An 18181-nucleotide genomic window follows, 5' to 3' on the forward strand; every position below is an offset into this window, starting at 1 on the left:
GACTCCATGACCCAAAAAGAAATCCAAGAACTTTCCGGCTTGATGGGGGCGGCATATGTCGAGCGAAGAAACGCTTTCTTACGCGGTGCGGACTTATTGCCTAATTATGATGCCGCACTCTCCGATCACGATCCGCGGTATCGTGCGCAGTACCTTATTCTGCGCGGTTGGCAGAAGAATGCACCGCTCTACAATGAGATTGACGCCGAGCTTGCCGACGTGCCGGCCGAGATGATGAGTAAACGCGCAGCGGGTATGCATCCATTGTGGAACAAATTCACGCGAAAAACCCAACAAGAGTGGAAATACGATGTCTTACCCTATGCTTGGGAAGACATTCTCAAGTTCGAAGACGTCAAGCCGGACTGGCAGGTCACCAATAGCCTGTTCATGATAAGGGCCTATCCCCACGAGGACTCAGTTGATCCACTTCTCATCGCCATGCATCTCAAGGAGGCCGACAACGCTGCGACCTATGCCGCATGGTTGCGAGAGATGCCAAAAGACGCCCTTGAAGAGAGGCTGGAGGAGACTGGTCGCTTTTACCAGTTTGTGCGCCCACAGTTGCTTGATGCGTTAAGGGGGCGTTAGGTGCCGGGCACCGCCTGCTTAGAGGTCGCGCCTATCGACGTGAAACGCGTACCTGCACAGCCGAATGTTCCGTTTTGGGACCGAACATGGATCGATCCGGACCTGTTTGAGCTTCTGTTTGGCGATCCGTCCCAGAGAACCTATCTCGTTGTGGACGCCTGTTTGAGAACAAATATAACCAAGGTGTTCGATCTCGATTCACAGGATTTACCCGTGCGATGTCTGTTTCAAGGCGAGGCAGAAGAACGCTTTAGAGAGAGCGCGCCGCACCTTGTAGATTTGACTGTGCACGAAAGCGGTGCCACGCGCTTTCACCGCGAGTTTTTCGCTGAGCATTGGGAAAAAGGGACCGGGATACTCCTGTGCTCGGATGCGCCCATGGATACGGTCTGGAAGCATCTGCGAAAATTCACCCGGACCCGTAGCATAGACGGTCCAGACCGCTTTTTCCGGTTCTGGGAAACGAACACGGCACGCGACTACTTCGAGGCCATTGCGAAGATGCCCTCACGCTGCAAGGACTTGTTTCAGATTAAGGGTGGGGGCTGGATTTCGGTCATCGTAAGTTATGCCGACCAAATCGGTCAGGCGCACAAGATCATCCCGAACAAATCTATTGTTTCTACAGCGGCCTACTCAAACGGAGAATTCACACTTACACCGACCGAAGACGCAGCCCTTCTGAAAGGCGTTCTGAGAGGAAGAGCGAAATCGGTTGAAATGGCGATTCCGCCTGACGTTTCCGAACACACCCCAGCAGAACGCGAGCACTACGTTTTCGAGGCTTTAATGGAGCAATACTCAAGTGGTGTTCGCGATATCGAACAGATCAAGGCAGCTGCCGTCCATAAGTTGCAGGAAGCCTCAACGGCTTGAACATGCGTCCTCTATGCGCGAACTCGGTTGGTTAAAGTGTGAAAAATGGTCCCAGTTGCAACGCGTGGACGATCCACGCTGTTACCATCAATTTCAATGCTGCAAACACGAAACGGATTGATGTCCGTCTTTCGTATTCAGGTCTGGCCCAGCCCCTGATCCGAGCCCGTTTCGTTAAATGATCCGTTCCTGGTTTTTTCGCTGGTCGGATTGTGGTCAAGGCCTGCTGAGCGGAACCGTTGCGAAGCTCAAGCAAGGTAGGCCGGGTGGCACGGTTGAGAGCGGCATAGACTGCCGGAGCAAGTCCGCCCAGTGACGTGTGGTACCATTTCTTAGGGCTTTCGACCGAGTGTTTTGTTATTGATTGGTGCAGAGGCGCGTTGGGCTCGGCTCCGCCACGTCGAGCGTTTCCCGGCGAGAAGCGAGGGATCCCAACTTGCAGTAGAATCCTCGATATCGATGCGCAATGAGCCGTCCAATTGTCAATACCATGTACCCTCGGTGCGAGACTACAGACCTTGATCGCTGACCCGATGCCACCCGAAACCTTACGGTCGCGAAAGCGGGTGGCCCGTGTGACTTACTCGCCAAACGTGACCTCGCTGAACCAAGCCAAAGAATCGTCTTTATGTGTTGGAAACTTCCCGTTAGCGTTCACGAAATGGGAGGAACTGACATGAAACTTATGAACTCACTTTTGTCCGGCGCTGCGGTGTCGCTGGCCTTGGCGCTTGCAGGGCCGGTTGCCGCTCAGGATTGCCCGCGTGGCGATCTCGATGAGCGCTTCTGCGACGTGGACGGCGATCTGCTTGCCGATACCCCGACCGATCCGGCCGATCAGGTCGACCCGGACACCTTGATTTTTGCCTACACTCCGGTCGAGGACCCGGCCGTCTACAAAGAGGCTTGGTCGGATTTCCTGACCCATCTGGAAGCAGAGACTGGCAAGGACGTCGTTTTCTTCCCCGTCCAGAACAACGCAGCCCAGATCGAAGCGATGCGCTCGGGCCGCCTACATATTGCGGGCTTCAACACCGGCTCGAACCCGCTTGCGGTGAACTGCGCGGGCTTCAACCCGTTTACCATCATGGCGTCCGAGGACGGCAATTTCGGCTATGAGATGGAAATCATCACGTATCCCGGATCCGGCATCGAAAAGGTCGAGGACATCAAGGGCAAACAACTGGCCTTCACCTCGCCTACGTCCAACTCCGGCTTCAAGGCTCCGTCCGCGATCCTGAAGGGCGATTTCGACCTGCTGCCCGAGCGGGATTTCGAGCCGGTCTATTCCGGCAAGCATGACAACTCGATCCTTGGCGTGGCCAACAAGGACTACCTCGCCGCATCCATCGCCAATTCGGTCAAGTCGCGGATGATTTCGCGCGATGTGATCAAGGAAGACGACGTCAAGGTAATCTACAAGTCCCAGACCTTCCCGACCACGGGCTTTGGCACGGCGCATAACCTCAAGCCCGAGCTGAAGGAGAAGATCCGCAACGCGTTCTTCAACTTCGAGTGGGACGGCACCACGCTGCAGGCGGAGTTCGAGAAATCGAACGAGGGCCAGTTCCTCGAGATGACCTACAAGGAATTTTGGGACGTTATTCGCAAGATCGACGCCGCCAATGGGGTCAGCTACTCCTGCGAATAAGACTTGATCAGGCGGGCCACGTGGCCCGCCTTTTCCAATTATAAATCAAAAGGCAGGGGGCTTTGATGCTGCGGCTTGAGAAGCTTGTGAAGACCTACAAGACCGGCGATCAGGCGCTGAAGGCGGTCGAGTTGGAGGTGCCGGAGGGCCAAGTACTGGCCCTCATCGGACCGTCCGGGGCGGGCAAGTCCACGCTGATCCGGTGCATCAACCGCCTGGTCGAGCCCACCAGTGGCAAGGTCTATCTCGGCGACACAGAGCTGACCGGCCTGTCGTCCGGCGCCTTGCGCAAAGAGCGTCGGCGCATGGGGATGATCTTTCAGGAATATGCCCTCGTCGAGCGCCTGACCGTGATGGAGAACGTGCTGTCCGGGCGCCTTGGCTACGTTGGGTTTTGGCGCAGCTTCCTGCGCAAATTCCCGCAATCAGATGTGGATGAGGCGTTTCGGCTTCTCGACCGGGTGGGGCTCGCCCATATGGCCGACAAGCGGGCCGACGAGTTGTCGGGCGGCCAGCGCCAACGGGTCGGCATCTGCCGCGCTTTGATCCAGAATCCCGCCTTGTTGCTGGTGGACGAGCCAACAGCATCGCTTGATCCGAAGACCTCCCGCCAGATTATGCGCCTCATTTGCGAGCTCTGCGAGGAGCGCGGGCTCGCCGCGATCATCAACATCCACGACGTCGCCCTGGCGCAGATGTTCGTGCAGCGCGTCATCGGCCTGCGCTTCGGCGCGGTGGTTTATGATGGGGCGCCCGATGGCCTGACCCCGGACAAACTGACCGAAATCTACGGCGAAGAAGACTGGGAGGCCACGATCAAACCGGTCGACGAGGATGAAGACGAGCCCGAGGTCGCCGCGCAATGAGCGACACGACTTTTGATGTGAACGCGCGCATCGGCCAGCCTTGGAAAAAGCCGCATTTCATTCAGCGCAGATGGCTGCGGTGGACACTGCTCGCAGGCTTCATCGCCTATCTCATCGCGTCCTACATGACGATCGAGGTGAACTGGTCGCGGGTCTATGAGGGTCTTGAGCGCGGCAAGAACTTCGTCCTCGCATTTACCAGCCCCGATTTCACGAGCCGGTCGTCCGACATCTACGAAGGCATGGTGGAAAGCATCGTCATGACGGTCGCGTCCTCCGTGGTGGGCATCGCGATCTCGATCCCAATCGCTCTTGGTGCGGCGCGAAACGTGGCCCCATTGCCGGTCTACCTGATCTGCCGCGGCATCATCGCGGTCAGCCGTGCGCTGCAGGAAATCATCGTAGCGATCCTGCTAGTGGCCATTTTCGGGTTTGGCCCGCTGGCCGGTTTCCTGACACTCAGCTTTGCCACGATCGGCTTCCTGTCGAAGCTATTGGCCGAGGATATCGAAAGCATGGACAAGGTTCAGGCGGAGGCGATCAAGGCGTCCGGGGCACGGTGGGCGCAATGGATCAACTACGGTGTGCAGCCGCAGGTGATGCCGCGCCTGATCGGTCTGTCCATCTACCGGCTCGACATCAATTTCCGCGAAAGCGCGATCCTCGGGCTCGTCGGGGCCGGGGGCATCGGCGCCACGCTGAACACGGCCTTCGACCGGTATGAGTACGACACGGCGGCGGCGATTCTACTCATCATCATCGTGATCGTCATGGCGCTTGAATACATGTCCGGCGTGATCCGGGCGAGGGTGCAGTAATGCCGGTGCAAGACGCCCACGGGCTCAAAGTCTGGCAGCGGCGCACCAGCCGCGAGAGCCTGTTTCACTGGGTGCTCTGGTTGGTTGGCATCGCCATCTTTGCCTATTGCTGGCAACAGATCTCGGCCGCGACAACGTGGTTCTTCGTCTGGGATGCGCCGCGCATCGCGGGCGACATCTGGACCCGTGCGACCCCCCCCCGGTGGGAGTATATCGCCCAACTGGGCCGACCGATTTGGGACACGCTCAACATCGCGACCTTGGGGACTTTGCTGGCCCTTATCATGGCTGTACCGGTGGCCTTCCTTGCCGCCAGCAACACCACCCCGTCGCGCTACCTGATCCGGCCCATCGCCTTGTTGATCATTGTGTCCACCCGGTCGATCAATTCGCTAATCTGGGCATTGCTGCTGATCGCGATCATCGGGCCAGGGGTTTTTGCGGGGGTCATCGCCATCGCAATCCGGTCCATCGGCTTTTGTGCCAAGCTGCTCTATGAGGCCATCGAAGAGATCGACGACACCCAGGTCGAGGCGATCACCGCCACCGGGGCCTCCCGCTGGCAGGTCATGGCTTACGGGATCGTGCCACAGATCCTGCCTGCCTTTGCCGGGATCGCCGTGTTTCGCTGGGATATCAACATTCGTGAGAGCACGGTGCTGGGGCTCGTCGGAGCAGGGGGCATTGGCTTGCAGCTGTCGTCCTCACTCAACGTGCTGGCGTGGCCGCAAGTGTCGCTGATCTTGCTGGTGATCCTGCTCGCCGTCGTCATTTCGGAATGGGTCTCAGCCAAAGTGCGTGGCGCGATCATTTGAAGACCGAAGACGCATTTGCCGCGTATGAGAGCGTGCGCCACCGTTTGCCAGCAGCCACGAATGGCGGCGCTTCTATGCGCGCGCCGCATCTCGAGGCCATTGCCGATGGCATCGACACCTTCCTGCTGGATGCGTTCGGGGTTTTGAACATCGGTGAAACGGCGATCGAAGGCGTGCCGGAGCGCGTCGCGCGGCTGCAGAAGGCGGGTAAGCGGGTAATGGTCGTCTCGAACGCTGCCGGGTTCCCCCATGCGGATCTGATGAAGAAATACGCCCGGCTCGGATATGATTTCGCGCCCGAGGACGTGATCACCAGCCGTAAGACGACGCTCCACGCGCTGGCGTCCCAGCCATCCCGAAAATGGGGGCTGATGGCGACTGAAAGCCTTGGCCGTGCCGATCTGGAAACGCTCGACATAACCTATCTTGCCGAGGCCGCCCGCGACTACGACGCGGCGGAGGCATTTCTGCTGCTCGGAAGCGCCGTCTGGACGGAAGAGCGGCAGACCCTGCTCGTGGAGTCCCTGCGCCGCAATCCGCGGCCTGTCTACGTGGGCAACCCGGACATCGTCGCACCGCGCGAGAGCGGCTTCTCGACCGAGCCCGGTAGCTTCGCGCACAGGCTTGCTGACGCGGCCGGGATTGAGCCCATGTTTTTCGGCAAACCGTTTGGCAATATTTTCGAGCTGACCTTTGCCCAGTTGGGCTCCGTTGATCCGTCGAGGACGGTCATGGTCGGTGACAGCCTGCACACCGACATTTTGGGCGGCAACGCAGCGGGTCTGAAGACCGCGCTGATCGCGGAATACGGCTTCTTTGCCGGGCACGATGTGGATACCGCGATCCGGGATTCAGGCATCGCGCCAGACTTTATCTTAAGCCGCCCTTAGCCCGTCTTCGCCTCTGCCAGGGCAATCTGCTCACGCCGCGTCGGTGATCTGCTTTCGCGCCGCCGCTTGCTCGAATGCGAGGTCTTGTGATGCGCCCCACGCCTCGACCGAGAACCGTTTGACCATTTTGCGCAGGGCGGACATGCGCTCTTGCCGCTCGGCCTGCTCCATCGACAGGGCGTGAAGGATCGCCTGATCCATGGAGCGTTGCGAGAACGGGTTGGTGATGACGGCGGAGTTCAGCTCGACCGCGGCACCGGCAAATTCGGACAGGACCAGCACCCCGTCGCAGTCGGTCCGCGACGCGACGTATTCCTTGCACACAAGGTTCATCCCATCGGCCAAGGGCGTGATCCAGGCGACGTCGGCGGCGAGGTAGTATTTGATCAAATCATCAAAGGCGATGGCCCGAGATATCAGCGCAATGGGCTGCCATTCGAGCGTCCCGAACCGGCCGTTGATCCGGCCCGCGGTCTCTTCGATACCCGCCTGAATGCCCTCGTAGGCGGTCATCGCGCGATTGGCGCTGACCGAGACATGCATCAACCGCACCTTGCCGCGCAGCTCCGGATTGTTCTCGAGCACACGTTCGAAGCTTTCCATCTGCTCCAGCCCGCCCTTGGTGTAATCGGTGCGTCCGACGGACAGGATCAGCTTGCTGTCGCCCATATCTGACCGGATACCTGCGGCGCGGGCCTTGACCTCCGGGTCGTTGGCGCGGTCTTCGATGAAGTCCACGGCGACGCCAACGGCAGAAGAGCTGATCGCCACATCTCGTCCTGCGTAGGACAACAGGGTCGGTGCGCTGCGCTCGCTGAGCGCGGTGCCCTCGGATATCAACTCTTCCTCGACGGGAACACGCTCCTTGACCCGAACATCAAGCAGGCTGCGCGCGACGGACACAAAATTCGCCGCGTAGCGCGGGATGTGAAAGCCAACGACATCGCAGGTCAGCAGGCTCTCTACGATCTCCTTGCGCCACGGCAGGACGTTGAAAAGGTCGGCAGACGGGAAGGGGGTGTGGTGGAAGAAAGAAATCGTCAGATCGGGGCGCATCTGGCGCAGATATCCAGGCACCAGCCACAGATTGTAGTCATGCACCCAGACTTTCGCCCCGCGATCGGCCTCGCGGGCGGCAGCCTCCGCGAACGCCCAGTTCACCTCGCGGAAGGTCGGCCAGTCCACGGGGTCGTAGTTGTACTTTTCCTTGAAGCTATGGAGGATCGGCCAGAACGCTTCTTTCGAGGTCACGTGGTAGAAGCTGCGCACCTGCTCGGCCGTCAGAGGCAGGCGCGAGACGGCGTAGCTGCCATGGGCGTCTTCAATCTCGACCACTCGTTCGAAATCTGGGTTGGCCGGATCATCGGCGAGTTTCCACGCGATCCAAGCCCCGTGATCGGCCTTCCCGAAAAAGCTTTTCAGCGTCGGCACGATCCCGTTCGGGCTGGAGTTCTCGCGGAAGGTAATCTTCCCATCTTCCTCAACCTCTTCATAGGGCTGGCGGTGGTAGACGATCACAAAATCAGAGGCCATGTTTACGCGTCCAAATGGTCTGGGTGCAGGTCGAAGGCGCTGATCGCCTCGACAATGCCGGCGGCCCCGATGGCCTCGGCCCGATAAATGGTAGGCCTTTGCGGGAGCTGGTCCAGCAGCGGCTCTTCGGAGCCACCGACTGCGACAGCAGGGGTTCCAGCGACCAACATGGACAAATCGTTCAAAGTGTCACCAGCGGCGAGGACCGAATTCGGCGAAAGACCCAGATGCGCAATCAGGCGTATCAGCGACGGCCCTTTGCTGACCCCGCGTGGCAAAACGTCGAAGAAACGATTGTCGGAGATCAATACGTCCGCCCCCATCGCCTCGACCTCGTGTTTGGCCTGTGGGTCGAGCGCGTCGGGGTCCATATCGTAGCTCAATCTGTAACGAAATTCCGTTTGTTGCAGAGACAGGCCCGAGCGATCTTTCAGCGTATCCCGGACCCGATGTCCCAAGTCACCCCAGGCCTGCGAAATCTCTTTCTCGAGCGGCTCGATTGGATGGATCGCGCTGTCACGCACCTCCGCGATGGTCGTGCCGACATCGCCGATCACATATTCCGGCCAAGGCACACGCCCATCGCCACATAGCTCGGCGATGAACTGCGGGTCGCGACCGGTGACGAAGACGAGCCCAACCGTGTCGCGACTGGCCCGCAACCAATCATAAAGCTGGTCGCGGTCGTCGTCGGTGCCACCCAGAAACGTGCCATCAAGGTCAGTGGCCAGAACCATGCGCCGGTCGGCCAATGGGGGAAGAGAAAGGGTCATAAGGTCCTATCGTTTCAATCAGACGGGAGTTGCTGCGACCGGATTGGGCAAGGACAGATCCATCGCGCGCGGCTCGGCTTCAATCGGGCGGGTCCAAAGGTTTTTGAAGGCCTCTTGCAGCTCAGCGCGACCGCCGAGTACCGCATTGACCGTCTCGCAAATCGGCATCGAAACCCCAACGCGGCGGGCGAGGTCCATAATCGAAGTCGCGTTGGCTTCGCCTTCTACAACGATCGGACGCCCCTCGAAGCATTTCTTGCGCGGCGTTCCTTGCCCCAACTGCATGCCAAGCGACATGTTGCGCGAGGTGGTCGACGAGCAAGTCAGTGTCAGATCACCGGCCCCGGAGAGGCCCGTGACCGTCTCGCGCCGCCCGCCGAGCGCTTCAGCCAGAGCCTTCATCTCGTCCATGCCTCGGGTGATCAGCGCCGCACGGGTGTTCTCGGCAAAGCCCGCGCCGGTCATCATTCCGCACGCAATCGCGATCACATTCTTGACGGCGCCGCCAATCTCTACGCCGACAAGGTCATCGGATATGTATGTCTGGAAAGAGGCGGTCGACATGGAATGCGCGAAGCGTGCAGCGACGCTTTGATGGGGCGTTAACCTGTCCGCGTAGGTGAACGGGAAGGCGACGCAGGCGGCGGTTGGGTGGCCGAGCGCGGTCTCCCGGGCGAACGTCGGGCCAGAGATCGTGCCGAGTGGCGTTTCGTCAAGCTCTTCCTCCGCAACCTGCGTCATCAACAGGCCCGTGACGGGCTCGATCCCCTTGGTGCAGACGGCGACCGGGATGCCTTCCGGAATAAATAGCGCCAGGCGAGCCGCGACGGAGCGTACGGCACGCGACGGGACAACTATGATCACTGCGTCGCAGGCCCCAACGGCGTCTTCCATATCCTGCGTGGCGCGGATTGATGGTGGAAGGCCAATGTCACCAAGGTAGCGCATATTTCTGTGACGCTCGTTGATCTCTGACACAGTCTCGTTGTCCCGCGCAAACATCGCCACCTGCCGCCCGGCCGTTGCCGCGACGCTTGCGAGCGCGGTCCCCCATGACCCTGCGCCGATCACGGCAATGCGATGGTAGGGATGTGTCGTTGGCTCGGGCGGCGCGATATTGGGGCTCATATTCATGCGGGGTCCTGTCCTTGCGCAGCGTCGGCACGCCCTTCGCTGCATTGCGACAAATCGTGACCCAACGGTTGGCGCTTCCGTTGGTTCCAAGCTTTTGTCCAAGTGGAATGCCGGGGCTGATGGGCGACTACAAGGAGACCACGCGATCGTGTTGCAAACCGGCCAGCTCCCATGCATTTTCTGCCCTATATTTGAGCAATTCGGATGATTTAGTGGCGGGGCACAATTCAGTCGCTCTGGCTCGCGAGCGTACTGTACGAGCCAAAGAAACCCATAAAATAGAGGCAAAACCGCGGAAGTAATTGAACTTCCGTGCGATTTTCTCATGCGGAATGAAGAGTTCTCGCATTCAAACCGCCGTCACGTAGCGATGTCCACGATTTCAGCCTTGGCGGGAACCAGCTTGGGCAGTGGGTTGTTTGCTGGACATCTCGACCTCCGAGAGCAGTTCTTAATCAATCCTCAACGCCGCGCCGCAGAATGGCAAACATCGAAGGAGCCCTCCACAATGCCGAAACCCGCCGTAAGAACCGCAATTTTTCCAGTAGCCGGGCTCGGCACGCGTTTTCTCCCGGCGACGAAGGCTACTCCGAAAGAGCTGTTGCCGGTTCTGGATACGCCGCTCATCCAATATGCCATTGACGAGGCGCGCGATGCCGGGATCGAACGGATGGTCTTCGTCAGTCACCCTTCGAAAGACGCGATTGAGCGCCACGTGCTTGACGATTTCGAGCTGCGCCAGACTCTGCGAGAGCGGGGAAAAGCGCGGATCGCGCGGAAATTGAAAGAGGCAGCGCTTGACGAAAAAGACGTCGATGTGAGCTTTGTGATGCAGATGGAGCCGTTGGGCCTGGGCCACGCCGTTCTGCAAGCCAAGGACGTCGCGCTTCCGGGCGCCGTCGCTGTCCTGCTGCCGGATGATTTGATTGTCGGCGGTAAGGGCTGCCTGTCCGAGATGATCGAAGCCTATGAGGAAAGCGACGCAGGCCACCTTGTTGCAACGATGGAAGTCCCTTCGCAGGACGTGTCGAAATACGGCATCCTTTCCGTTATCGAACGCACCGGTCAGCTGTCGCGCGCCGATGGCATGATCGAGAAGCCGCAGCCGGAGAAAGCCCCGTCCACCAGCGCTGTAGTGGGGCGCTACATTCTGGATGAAAGCATCTTCGCTGCGTTGGAGACGCAGAAGCCCGGTGTGGGGGGAGAGATCCAGCTGACGGACGCCATCGCCGCTGGCGTCAAGACACTCGGGCTCGCCGGGTACAGCTTTTCCGCGCTACGCTTCGATTGCGGCTCAAAGCAGGGCATGCTCGCAGCGCAACTGCATCTCGCTCAGCAGGATCCCGAATTTGCGGACGTGCTAGACGCCTTTGTCACCAGTCAGAGCCGCGACCGCGCGGCATAAGATATACTCGGCTCACGCTGAAAGGCGCGCAAATTGTCCAGTTTTGCGCGCCATTTCTGTTTTTTAGAGCCTACAATTCCTGAAAATCCGATCAAAAGGCCGATTATCGAACCTTCGGCCTCTTAAAATACGACAAATTTTGTCAACAGCTCTTGAGCACCGGGGCTAACTGCCACAAATAGTGCGCAAACCTGCCCTTGGCCCCCGAGACTAGGAGTTCGCGTGTCCCTCTTCCTTATCGTCGCCTTGCCCTTCCTGGGTGCGTTGTTGCCGGGATTGATGAACCAAGCAGGGCGTGCGGCATGTGCCGGGGTGACCTTCATGGTGACGCTCTCGGCCTTGGTTGGGCTTTTGACAAACGCGCCCGCCGTCTTCGCAGGCGAAGTGGTTCAGGTCGGCGTCGATTGGTTGCCGCTTCTGGGCATGAATTTCACCTTGATGCTCGACGCGCTTGGGTTCTTCTTTGCCTGTCTGATCCTTGGCATCGGGCTTTTGATCATCACCTACGGCCGCTACTACCTGTCACGCAAAGACAATATGGGTGAGTTCTTCACTTACCTGTTGCTCTTCCAAGGCGCGATGGTCGGTATCGTTCTGAGCGATAACATCCTGCTTTTGCTGGTGTTTTGGGAGCTGACGTCGCTGTCTTCCTTCCTGCTGATCGGCTACTGGAAGCACCTTCCCGAGGGGCGGCAGGGCGCGCGCATGGCGTTGACTGTCACCGGTATGGGCGGCCTCGCGATGATCGGTGGCATGCTCATTCTGGGCCAGATCGCAGGCTCCTATGACCTGAGCGTGATCCTGCAGAACCGCGAGGCAATCCAGGACAGCCCGCTCTACCTGCCAGCCTTGATTTTAATCCTGCTCGGCTGTTTTACCAAATCGGCGCAATTCCCGTTCCACTTCTGGCTGCCGCACGCGATGGCGGCACCGACGCCGGTATCCGCCTATTTGCACTCCGCGACGATGGTGAAAGCGGGCATTTTCCTGATGGCGCGCATGTGGCCGGTGCTGTCCGGCACGCCGGAGTGGTTTGTGATCGTCACGACCGCGGGCCTGATCACGATGGTGCTCGGCGCGCTGATCGCGATCTTCAAGCATGATCTAAAGGCGCTTCTGGCTTTCTCGACGGTCAGTCACCTCGGCCTGATCACTATGCTTCTTGGCACTGGCACGCCTTTTGGTGCGATGGCAGCGATGTTTCACATTCTCAACCACGCGACCTTCAAGGCGGCGCTTTTCATGTCTGCGGGCATCGTGGATCACGAGGCGCATACGCGCGATATCCGCCAGCTTGGCGGCCTGCGCCACCTCATGCCGATCACGTTCGTCATCGCGACCCTTGGCGCGCTGTCCATGGCGGGCATTCCGCTGCTCAACGGCTTCCTGTCGAAAGAGATGATGCTGGAGGAGGCGACGCACACGGTGCTCTTCAACTCGCCTTGGCTGGTGCCGGTCTTGGCGACCGTCGGCTCGCTCTTCTCTGCCGCCTATTGCTTCCGCCTCATCGGCCATACCTTCCTCGGCCCTGTGCGCGACGACTACCCGGCAAAGCCGCATGATCCGGGCTTCGGGATGTGGGGGCCGCCTGCATTCCTGATCGTTCTGGTCGTTGTGATCGGCTGCGCGCCATTCCTGGCGGAGCCGTTCGTGAAGCTCGTCACAGCCGCTGTGATCGGCGAGGCGGGCGAGGTTCCGAAAGCCTATTTCAAGATCTGGCATGGGCTGGTCCCGGCGCTGTTCATGTCCATCGCGGCCGTGGTGGGTGGCTTGCTCTTGATGCTGATCTACAAGCCCTTGCTGGCCGCTTGGGAAAACACGCCGCGCCCGGAGGCCAAGACGATATTCGAGGCCTTGATCGCGGCGATCGTCAGGCTCGCCCAAGCCGTCACGCACACGCTGCACAACGGCGCTTTTACACGCTATGCGGCGATCATGGCGGCCACAACCACGCTTGCGGGCTACTACGCGTTTACGACCGGCACGTTGGGCGCGGCCACGCGAGAGCTCACACCGATTGAGCCGATCGCGATAGCCGGCTGGGTCATGCTGGTCGCGGCGACGCTGGGCATGGTGTTCATGCATCGCAACCGTCTGTTGTCGCTGGTGTTGATCGGGATCGTCGGGCTGATGGTCTCGGTGGCATTTGTCTACTTTTCCGCCCCGGATCTGGCGATGACGCAATTCACGGTTGAGGTGGTGACGATCATCCTACTGTTGCTTGCGCTGAACTTCCTGCCGAACGCCACCCCCATCGAGAGCACCGTTCTGCGCCGCCTGCGCGACACCAGTGTCGCGATTGCGGGTGGATTGGCGACGATGGCGATGAGCTACCATTTCCTGCTGCGCGACGCGGTCGCCACGCCGATCTCGGAGTTTCACCTCGCAAACTCCTACAAAGGCGGGGGCGGCACCAATGTGGTGAATGTGATCCTCGTCGATTTCCGGGGCTTTGATACCTATGGTGAGATCATCGTGCTGGGTATCGCCGCGCTGCTGATCTACGCTCTGACAGAGACACTGCTGTCCGGCCCTGTCCGCGCACGGCTGCTGAACCGCAAGCCCGATCAGCCGCGGGCGGGGGACATGCACCCGACGATGATGGTGGTGCTGACCCGCGTGATCATGCCGGTCGTGCTGATGGTGGGCTTTTATATCTTCCTGCGCGGTCATAACGAGCCCGGTGGCGGGTTCATTGCGGGGCTCGTCGTTTCCATCGCCGTGGTCATGCAGTACATGGCGAGCGGTTTTTCCTGGACCTCGGCGCGGCTGAGATACCCGTATCACGGCGTGATCGGCGCAGGCGTGCTGATCGCGGGGCTGACAGGCATCGGCTCCTGGTTCTTCTCCAAGCCTTTCCTGACCTCGGACTTCACCTATGTGCGCATCCCGCCCTTCCAGCAGTTCGAGCTTGCGACTGCGGCGCTGTTTGACCTAGGCGTGTTCCTTGCGGTCGTTGGCGCCGTGATGCTGTCGCTTGAAAGCTTCTCGCGGCTTGCCCGGCGCGCGCATGTGCCCGAAAGCGAGCATCCGATGGACATCGACCCGTCCCGCGAAGCGCCGCCCGATAGTCTCGACATCAAAGCGGAGAGCGCGTGACCATGGAATTGCTCGTCTCCTCCGCCATCGGCATCCTGACGGCCGCCGGTCTTTACCTTGTGATGCGCCTGCGCAGTTTCCCGGTCATTTTGGGGATTTCACTGCTGACCTATGCGGTCAACGTGTTCCTCTTCGCTTCGGGGCGTCTGACCACAGGTTCCCCGCCGATCCTGCGCTACGGGGTCGAGACCTATGCCGATCCGCTGCCCCAGGCGCTTGTGCTGACGGCGATCGTGATCTCGTTCGGCATGACCGCGGTCGTGGTGATGCTGGCGCTCGGGGCCTATCTGGGATCCGACGACGATCACGTGGATGATCCGGTGCCTTCCGAGGATGAGGAGGCACAGTCATGACCCATTGGCTGATCCTTCCCGTCATCCTGCCCGCGATCCTCGCGCCCTTTATTGTGCTGGCCGCACGCTATCACATCGGCATCCAGCGGGTGCTGTCCGTCGCGGGCGTCATCGCCCTGATCGCCATCACGGCGGGGCTGGCATGGCAGGCCTCTGACGGCACAGTGATGCTCTACCAGCTTGGCGATTGGGCCGCGCCCTTCGGCATCGTGGTCGTCGGCGACCGGCTGTCGACGATGATGGTCTTGCTGACTTCCGTACTGGCCCTGTTTGTGTTGCTCTACGCCATCGGCTCTGGCTGGGATGAGCGCGGGCGGCACTTCCACGCGCTGTTCCAATTCCAGCTCATGGGCATCCTTGGCGCGTTCCTGACGGGCGACCTGTTCAACCTGTTCGTGTTCTTTGAGGTGCTGTTGATTGCCTCCTACGGACTGATGATCCACTCAGGCGGCAATGAGCGGCTGCGCGCGGGCGTTCAGTATGTGCTGTTCAACCTGTTGGGCTCGACCCTGTTCCTGTTCGCACTCGGCGCGATCTACGCCGAGGCGGGGACGCTCAACATGGCGGATCTCGCCCAGCGGGTGCAGTTGATCGGACCGGAGGCGACGGTGGGCATCCGCATAGCCTCGGTACTGCTGTTGCTGGTCTTCGCGATCAAGGCCGCGCTCGTGCCACTGCATTTCTGGCTGCCGTCAAGCTATGCCGAGGCTCCGGCACCGGTCGCAGCCCTCTTCGCGATCATGACCAAGGTCGGCGCCTACGCGATCATCCGCGTCTACACCATGATCTTCTCGCCAGAGCTGGAGGCGACTGCGGGCCTGCATGGCTGGTGGCTGCTGCCCGCCGCATTGGTGTCTCTGGCGATTGGGATGGTGGGTGTTCTCGCGGCGAAAAAGCTTGACCGACTTGTGGCCTTCTCCGTCATCGGCTCAATGGGCATGGTGATGGTCGCGATCTCAATGTTCACGGAAGTGAGCATCGCGGCGGCGCTTTACTATATCATCCACTCGACGCTCGCCGCCGCGGCCCTTTTCCTGATCACCGACCTGGTGCGTGCATGCCGGATGAACCTTAACCTGACCCCGATGGCCCCCGTTGCGGGCGCGGCGCTGACGGCCGGGCTGTTCTTCATGGCCGCCATCGCGATGGCCGGCCTGCCACCGCTGTCGGGCTTTGTGGGCAAACTGTTGATCCTGCAAGCGGCTTTCACCGACGAGATGGCAGTTTGGGTCTGGGCCACGGTCCTGATCTCAAGCCTGATTTCCGTTGTGGGTTTCGCCCGCGCGGGCTCCGTTGTGTTCTGGAAGGCCCAGAGCGTGACGCAGGAGGAGACTGCCGAGGTCGCCCCGCAGCCATCGGCCCTGTCCTACGTGGCCGTTGGCAGCTTGCTGGGACTGCTGGTGCTCTACACTGTCTTCGCGGGCCGGGCCCATGCCTACATGACCGAGATGTCCGCCCAGCTTTTCGCGCCGGATCGCTACATCTCGACCGTGCTCGAGACCCCGGGCAAGCTCAGCGAGACGGTCGGCGAGAAGAAAGAGGGGGACAACTGAGATGCTCAAACGTGCGTTCTACTGGTTGATCCCGCATCCGTTCGTCACCCTGATCCTCGCCGTGGTCTGGACGCTGCTGCAAAACCAGATTTCGGCCGGGATGGTGGTCTTCGGCATCATTTTGGGGATCATTATTCCCTGGGCCACCTCGATCTGGTGGCCGAATACGCCCAAGGGCTTCCGCCTTGGCAAGATGGCAAGCTATGCCGTGATTGTCCTGTGGGATATTATGGTGGCCAACGTGCAGGTGGCCTGGATCGTGCTGACCAAGCCCAACAGCAAGCTGAAGCCCGCGTGGATTGTCGTCCCGCTTGATCTGGTCCAGCCAGAGGCGATCACGATCCTCGCCGGTACCATCACGCTGACGCCCGGCACGGTATCCGCCGATCTGTCGGATCAGGGGCACAGCCTGTTGGTTCACGTGCTGGACACCGATGACCCCGACGGGGTGTGCGATGAGATCAAAAGCCGCTACGAGGCCCGCTTGAAGGAGATTTTCCTATGAGTTTCGCCACAAGTTTCATGTCCGGCGCGCTGACGATCGCCTTTGTCATCGCGGCGCTTGGACAGATCATGTGCATGATCCGGCTGGTGATCGGGCCAAGCACCGGGGATCGTATCCTTGCGCTCGATACGATGGTGGTCAATGCCATCGGGCTGATCGTGCTTTTGGGCATCGCGCAAGGCACCACGATCTATTTCGAGGTCTCCATGATGATCGCCATGTTAGGCTTCGTGTCTACGGTCGCCTATGCGCGCTTCGTGCTTCGCGGGGATATCATCGAATGACCGAGATCTTAGAAATAGCCGCCGCTATCTGCCTCGTCATTGGCTCGATCTTCACGCTTGTGGGCGCCATTGGCCTTTTGAAGTTCAACGACAGCATGACCCGAATGCACGCGCCGACAAAGGTCGGCACTGTGGGGGTAGGCATGTTCCTGCTTGCCTCGATATTCTATTCCTTCACCTATTCCGAAGGCTCGTTGCATCAGGTGTTGATCATGGCGTTCCTGTTCGTCACCGCGCCGATTTCGGCGAACTTTCTGGCGAAGGTGAACATTCACAAGCGCTCATGCGACACACCGCCTACGCCGCCGCGCGACGACACGTGGTCGACCCTGAACGTGCCCGTGGCAGACCGGGACATCGAGCCGCCCAAGAGCCCCTAAAGCGCGTTTAGCCCCGTCTCGACCAGCAGCTGGGTTAGCATCGCGCGTGCGCGGGTCACATGATCGCGGTGCAGATCGCGGGCCCTGTCAGCAAATCCAAGGCCTATGGCATCGAGCACCGCCTGATGATCGCGGTTCGATTGCACGGGCAGCGGGCGCAGCGGCAGGGTAACCAATCGCGCGCGACGCACCTGATCGGTGTAGCGCGCGAACACCTCCATCAGGCGCGGATTGTCGGAGAGCCGCACGAGCTCGGCATGGAAATCCGCATCTGCCTCGGCCCACGCGGTGAGGTCCTTGCGCGCCAAGGCCGCGTCCATACGCGCGATGCAGTCCTGGGCCTGCGCAAGCTCCGAACGTGACAACCCGCGCGCGGCGGCCCGTGCGGCGGCAAGGCTTTCAAGCTCGCTCAGCAGGTCGTAGATGTCCGCCATGTCTTTGGCAGAAATCGGCAAAACGCGCATTCCGCGCCGCGGTCGGACCTCCACCAAGCCTTGGGCCTGCATCGTCAACGCCGCCTCGCGCACCGGTGTGCGTGACATGCCAAGCGCTTCGGCAAGGTCAGCCTCAAAGTGGTTCGAGCCGGGCGCAAGCTCCCCGGAAAATACCATCTCGCGCAGCCGCTCCAACGCGTGTTCGGTCTGGCGCGCCATGG

At 60.3% G+C, this 18181-nt stretch carries 18 protein-coding genes; 14 read left to right on the forward strand and 4 right to left on the reverse strand.

The features are described from left to right. Positions 1-6 precede the first annotated feature (6 nt). From C8N43_RS00625 to C8N43_RS00655, 7 genes are all read left to right on the forward strand, one after another. Positions 7-591, forward strand: a complete 585-nt coding sequence (locus C8N43_RS00625) for a hypothetical protein (protein ID WP_146174138.1) — start codon at positions 7-9, stop codon at positions 589-591. Then, complete coding sequence (locus C8N43_RS00630; RefSeq protein WP_107843774.1) at positions 592-1467, forward strand: DUF4123 domain-containing protein; 876 nt, start codon at positions 592-594, stop codon at positions 1465-1467. It abuts the gene before it with no gap. Positions 1468-2143: 676 nt separating this feature from the next. Continuing rightward, entirely contained in the window at positions 2144-3118 is a 975-nt protein-coding gene (gene phnD, locus C8N43_RS00635) for a phosphate/phosphite/phosphonate ABC transporter substrate-binding protein (protein ID WP_107843775.1), read from the forward strand. Between the two features lie 65 nt (positions 3119-3183). Continuing rightward, positions 3184-3984: a phosphonate ABC transporter ATP-binding protein gene (phnC, locus tag C8N43_RS00640; protein ID WP_107843776.1), complete on the forward strand. Its 801-nt coding sequence runs from the start codon at positions 3184-3186 to the stop codon at positions 3982-3984. Further along, on the forward strand, positions 3981-4802 hold the full coding sequence (phnE, locus tag C8N43_RS00645; RefSeq protein WP_107843777.1) for a phosphonate ABC transporter, permease protein PhnE: 822 nt from the start codon (positions 3981-3983) through the stop codon (positions 4800-4802). The genes phnC and phnE (C8N43_RS00645) overlap by 4 nt, the downstream gene beginning before the upstream one ends. Beyond that, positions 4802-5617 (forward strand): phosphonate ABC transporter, permease protein PhnE, encoded by an 816-nt coding sequence (gene phnE / locus C8N43_RS00650; protein WP_107843778.1) that lies wholly within the window; start codon positions 4802-4804, stop codon positions 5615-5617. Before phnE (C8N43_RS00645) ends, phnE (C8N43_RS00650) begins: the two co-directional genes overlap by 1 nt. Beyond that, on the forward strand, positions 5581-6507 hold the full coding sequence (locus tag C8N43_RS00655; RefSeq protein ID WP_107843779.1) for an HAD-IIA family hydrolase: 927 nt from the start codon (positions 5581-5583) through the stop codon (positions 6505-6507). Before phnE (C8N43_RS00650) ends, C8N43_RS00655 begins: the two co-directional genes overlap by 37 nt. Before the next feature lie 30 nt (positions 6508-6537). Here the strand turns inward: C8N43_RS00655 and ggpS are convergent, their stop codons facing one another. Genes ggpS through C8N43_RS00670 form a run of 3 tightly spaced genes read right to left on the reverse strand, consistent with a single transcriptional unit; the run spans position 6538 to position 9941 of the window. After that, positions 6538-8040: a glucosylglycerol-phosphate synthase gene (ggpS, locus tag C8N43_RS00660; RefSeq protein WP_107843780.1), complete on the reverse strand. Its 1503-nt coding sequence runs from the start codon at positions 8038-8040 to the stop codon at positions 6538-6540. A gap of 2 nt (positions 8041-8042) precedes the next feature. Then, positions 8043-8813 (reverse strand): HAD-IIB family hydrolase, encoded by a 771-nt coding sequence (locus tag C8N43_RS00665; RefSeq protein WP_107843781.1) that lies wholly within the window; start codon positions 8811-8813, stop codon positions 8043-8045. Between the two features lie 18 nt (positions 8814-8831). Continuing rightward, the gene (locus tag C8N43_RS00670; RefSeq protein ID WP_425437071.1) at positions 8832-9941 is read right to left on the reverse strand and encodes an NAD(P)H-dependent glycerol-3-phosphate dehydrogenase; all 1110 of its coding nucleotides are present in this window, start codon (positions 9939-9941) and stop codon (positions 8832-8834) included. Between the two features lie 331 nt (positions 9942-10272). Between C8N43_RS00670 and C8N43_RS00675 the strand changes: the two genes are divergently transcribed. The 7 genes from C8N43_RS00675 (at position 10273) to mnhG (ending at position 17526) form a co-directional block, all read left to right on the forward strand. Next, positions 10273-11352, forward strand: coding sequence for a UTP--glucose-1-phosphate uridylyltransferase (locus C8N43_RS00675; RefSeq protein WP_245912862.1), 1080 nt, complete (start codon positions 10273-10275; stop codon positions 11350-11352). Positions 11353-11574: 222 nt separating this feature from the next. Continuing rightward, entirely contained in the window at positions 11575-14451 is a 2877-nt protein-coding gene (locus C8N43_RS00680) for a monovalent cation/H+ antiporter subunit A (RefSeq protein WP_107843784.1), read from the forward strand. A gap of 2 nt (positions 14452-14453) precedes the next feature. Further along, positions 14454-14804 carry a Na+/H+ antiporter subunit C gene (locus C8N43_RS00685; RefSeq protein ID WP_107843785.1) on the forward strand — a complete coding sequence of 117 codons (351 nt, stop codon included), beginning with the start codon at positions 14454-14456 and terminating at the stop codon, positions 14802-14804. Then, positions 14801-16357, forward strand: a complete 1557-nt coding sequence (locus C8N43_RS00690; protein ID WP_107843786.1) for a monovalent cation/H+ antiporter subunit D — start codon at positions 14801-14803, stop codon at positions 16355-16357. The genes C8N43_RS00685 and C8N43_RS00690 overlap by 4 nt, the downstream gene beginning before the upstream one ends. Before the next feature lies 1 nt (position 16358). Then, the gene (locus tag C8N43_RS00695; RefSeq protein ID WP_107843787.1) at positions 16359-16862 is read left to right on the forward strand and encodes a Na+/H+ antiporter subunit E; all 504 of its coding nucleotides are present in this window, start codon (positions 16359-16361) and stop codon (positions 16860-16862) included. Beyond that, positions 16859-17146 carry a K+/H+ antiporter subunit F gene (locus tag C8N43_RS00700; protein WP_107843788.1) on the forward strand — a complete coding sequence of 96 codons (288 nt, stop codon included), beginning with the start codon at positions 16859-16861 and terminating at the stop codon, positions 17144-17146. The genes C8N43_RS00695 and C8N43_RS00700 overlap by 4 nt, the downstream gene beginning before the upstream one ends. Next, complete coding sequence (gene mnhG, locus C8N43_RS00705) at positions 17143-17526, forward strand: monovalent cation/H(+) antiporter subunit G (RefSeq protein WP_107843789.1); 384 nt, start codon at positions 17143-17145, stop codon at positions 17524-17526. The genes C8N43_RS00700 and mnhG overlap by 4 nt, the downstream gene beginning before the upstream one ends. On the opposite strand, the gene C8N43_RS00710 is transcribed toward mnhG, so the two are convergent. Beyond that, on the reverse strand, positions 17523-18179 hold the full coding sequence (locus C8N43_RS00710) for a GntR family transcriptional regulator (protein WP_107843790.1): 657 nt from the start codon (positions 18177-18179) through the stop codon (positions 17523-17525). The genes mnhG and C8N43_RS00710 overlap by 4 nt on opposite strands. Positions 18180-18181: the final 2 nt, after the last annotated feature.

This window comes from Litoreibacter ponti, assembly GCF_003054285.1.
In the GTDB taxonomy this organism is placed as follows: domain Bacteria; phylum Pseudomonadota; class Alphaproteobacteria; order Rhodobacterales; family Rhodobacteraceae; genus Litoreibacter; species Litoreibacter ponti.

Coding starts and splice junctions, on each gene's coding strand:
- mnhG (WP_107843789.1), top strand. CDS start 17,143: ATGACCGAGATCTTAGAAATAGCCGCCGCTATCTGCCTCGTCATTGGC.
- C8N43_RS00685 (WP_107843785.1), top strand. CDS start 14,454: ATGGAATTGCTCGTCTCCTCCGCCATCGGCATCCTGACGGCCGCCGGT.
- C8N43_RS00675 (WP_245912862.1), top strand. CDS start 10,273: ATGCGGAATGAAGAGTTCTCGCATTCAAACCGCCGTCACGTAGCGATG.
- phnC (WP_107843776.1), top strand. CDS start 3,184: ATGCTGCGGCTTGAGAAGCTTGTGAAGACCTACAAGACCGGCGATCAG.
- C8N43_RS00670 (WP_425437071.1), bottom strand. CDS start 9,941: ATGAGCCCCAATATCGCGCCGCCCGAGCCAACGACACATCCCTACCAT.
- phnE (WP_107843777.1), top strand. CDS start 3,981: ATGAGCGACACGACTTTTGATGTGAACGCGCGCATCGGCCAGCCTTGG.
- ggpS (WP_107843780.1), bottom strand. CDS start 8,040: ATGGCCTCTGATTTTGTGATCGTCTACCACCGCCAGCCCTATGAAGAG.
- C8N43_RS00695 (WP_107843787.1), top strand. CDS start 16,359: ATGCTCAAACGTGCGTTCTACTGGTTGATCCCGCATCCGTTCGTCACC.
- C8N43_RS00625 (WP_146174138.1), top strand. CDS start 7: ATGACCCAAAAAGAAATCCAAGAACTTTCCGGCTTGATGGGGGCGGCA.
- C8N43_RS00710 (WP_107843790.1), bottom strand. CDS start 18,179: ATGGCGCGCCAGACCGAACACGCGTTGGAGCGGCTGCGCGAGATGGTA.
- C8N43_RS00700 (WP_107843788.1), top strand. CDS start 16,859: ATGAGTTTCGCCACAAGTTTCATGTCCGGCGCGCTGACGATCGCCTTT.
- phnE (WP_107843778.1), top strand. CDS start 4,802: ATGCCGGTGCAAGACGCCCACGGGCTCAAAGTCTGGCAGCGGCGCACC.
- C8N43_RS00690 (WP_107843786.1), top strand. CDS start 14,801: ATGACCCATTGGCTGATCCTTCCCGTCATCCTGCCCGCGATCCTCGCG.
- C8N43_RS00655 (WP_107843779.1), top strand. CDS start 5,581: ATGGGTCTCAGCCAAAGTGCGTGGCGCGATCATTTGAAGACCGAAGAC.
- C8N43_RS00665 (WP_107843781.1), bottom strand. CDS start 8,813: ATGACCCTTTCTCTTCCCCCATTGGCCGACCGGCGCATGGTTCTGGCC.
- phnD (WP_107843775.1), top strand. CDS start 2,144: ATGAAACTTATGAACTCACTTTTGTCCGGCGCTGCGGTGTCGCTGGCC.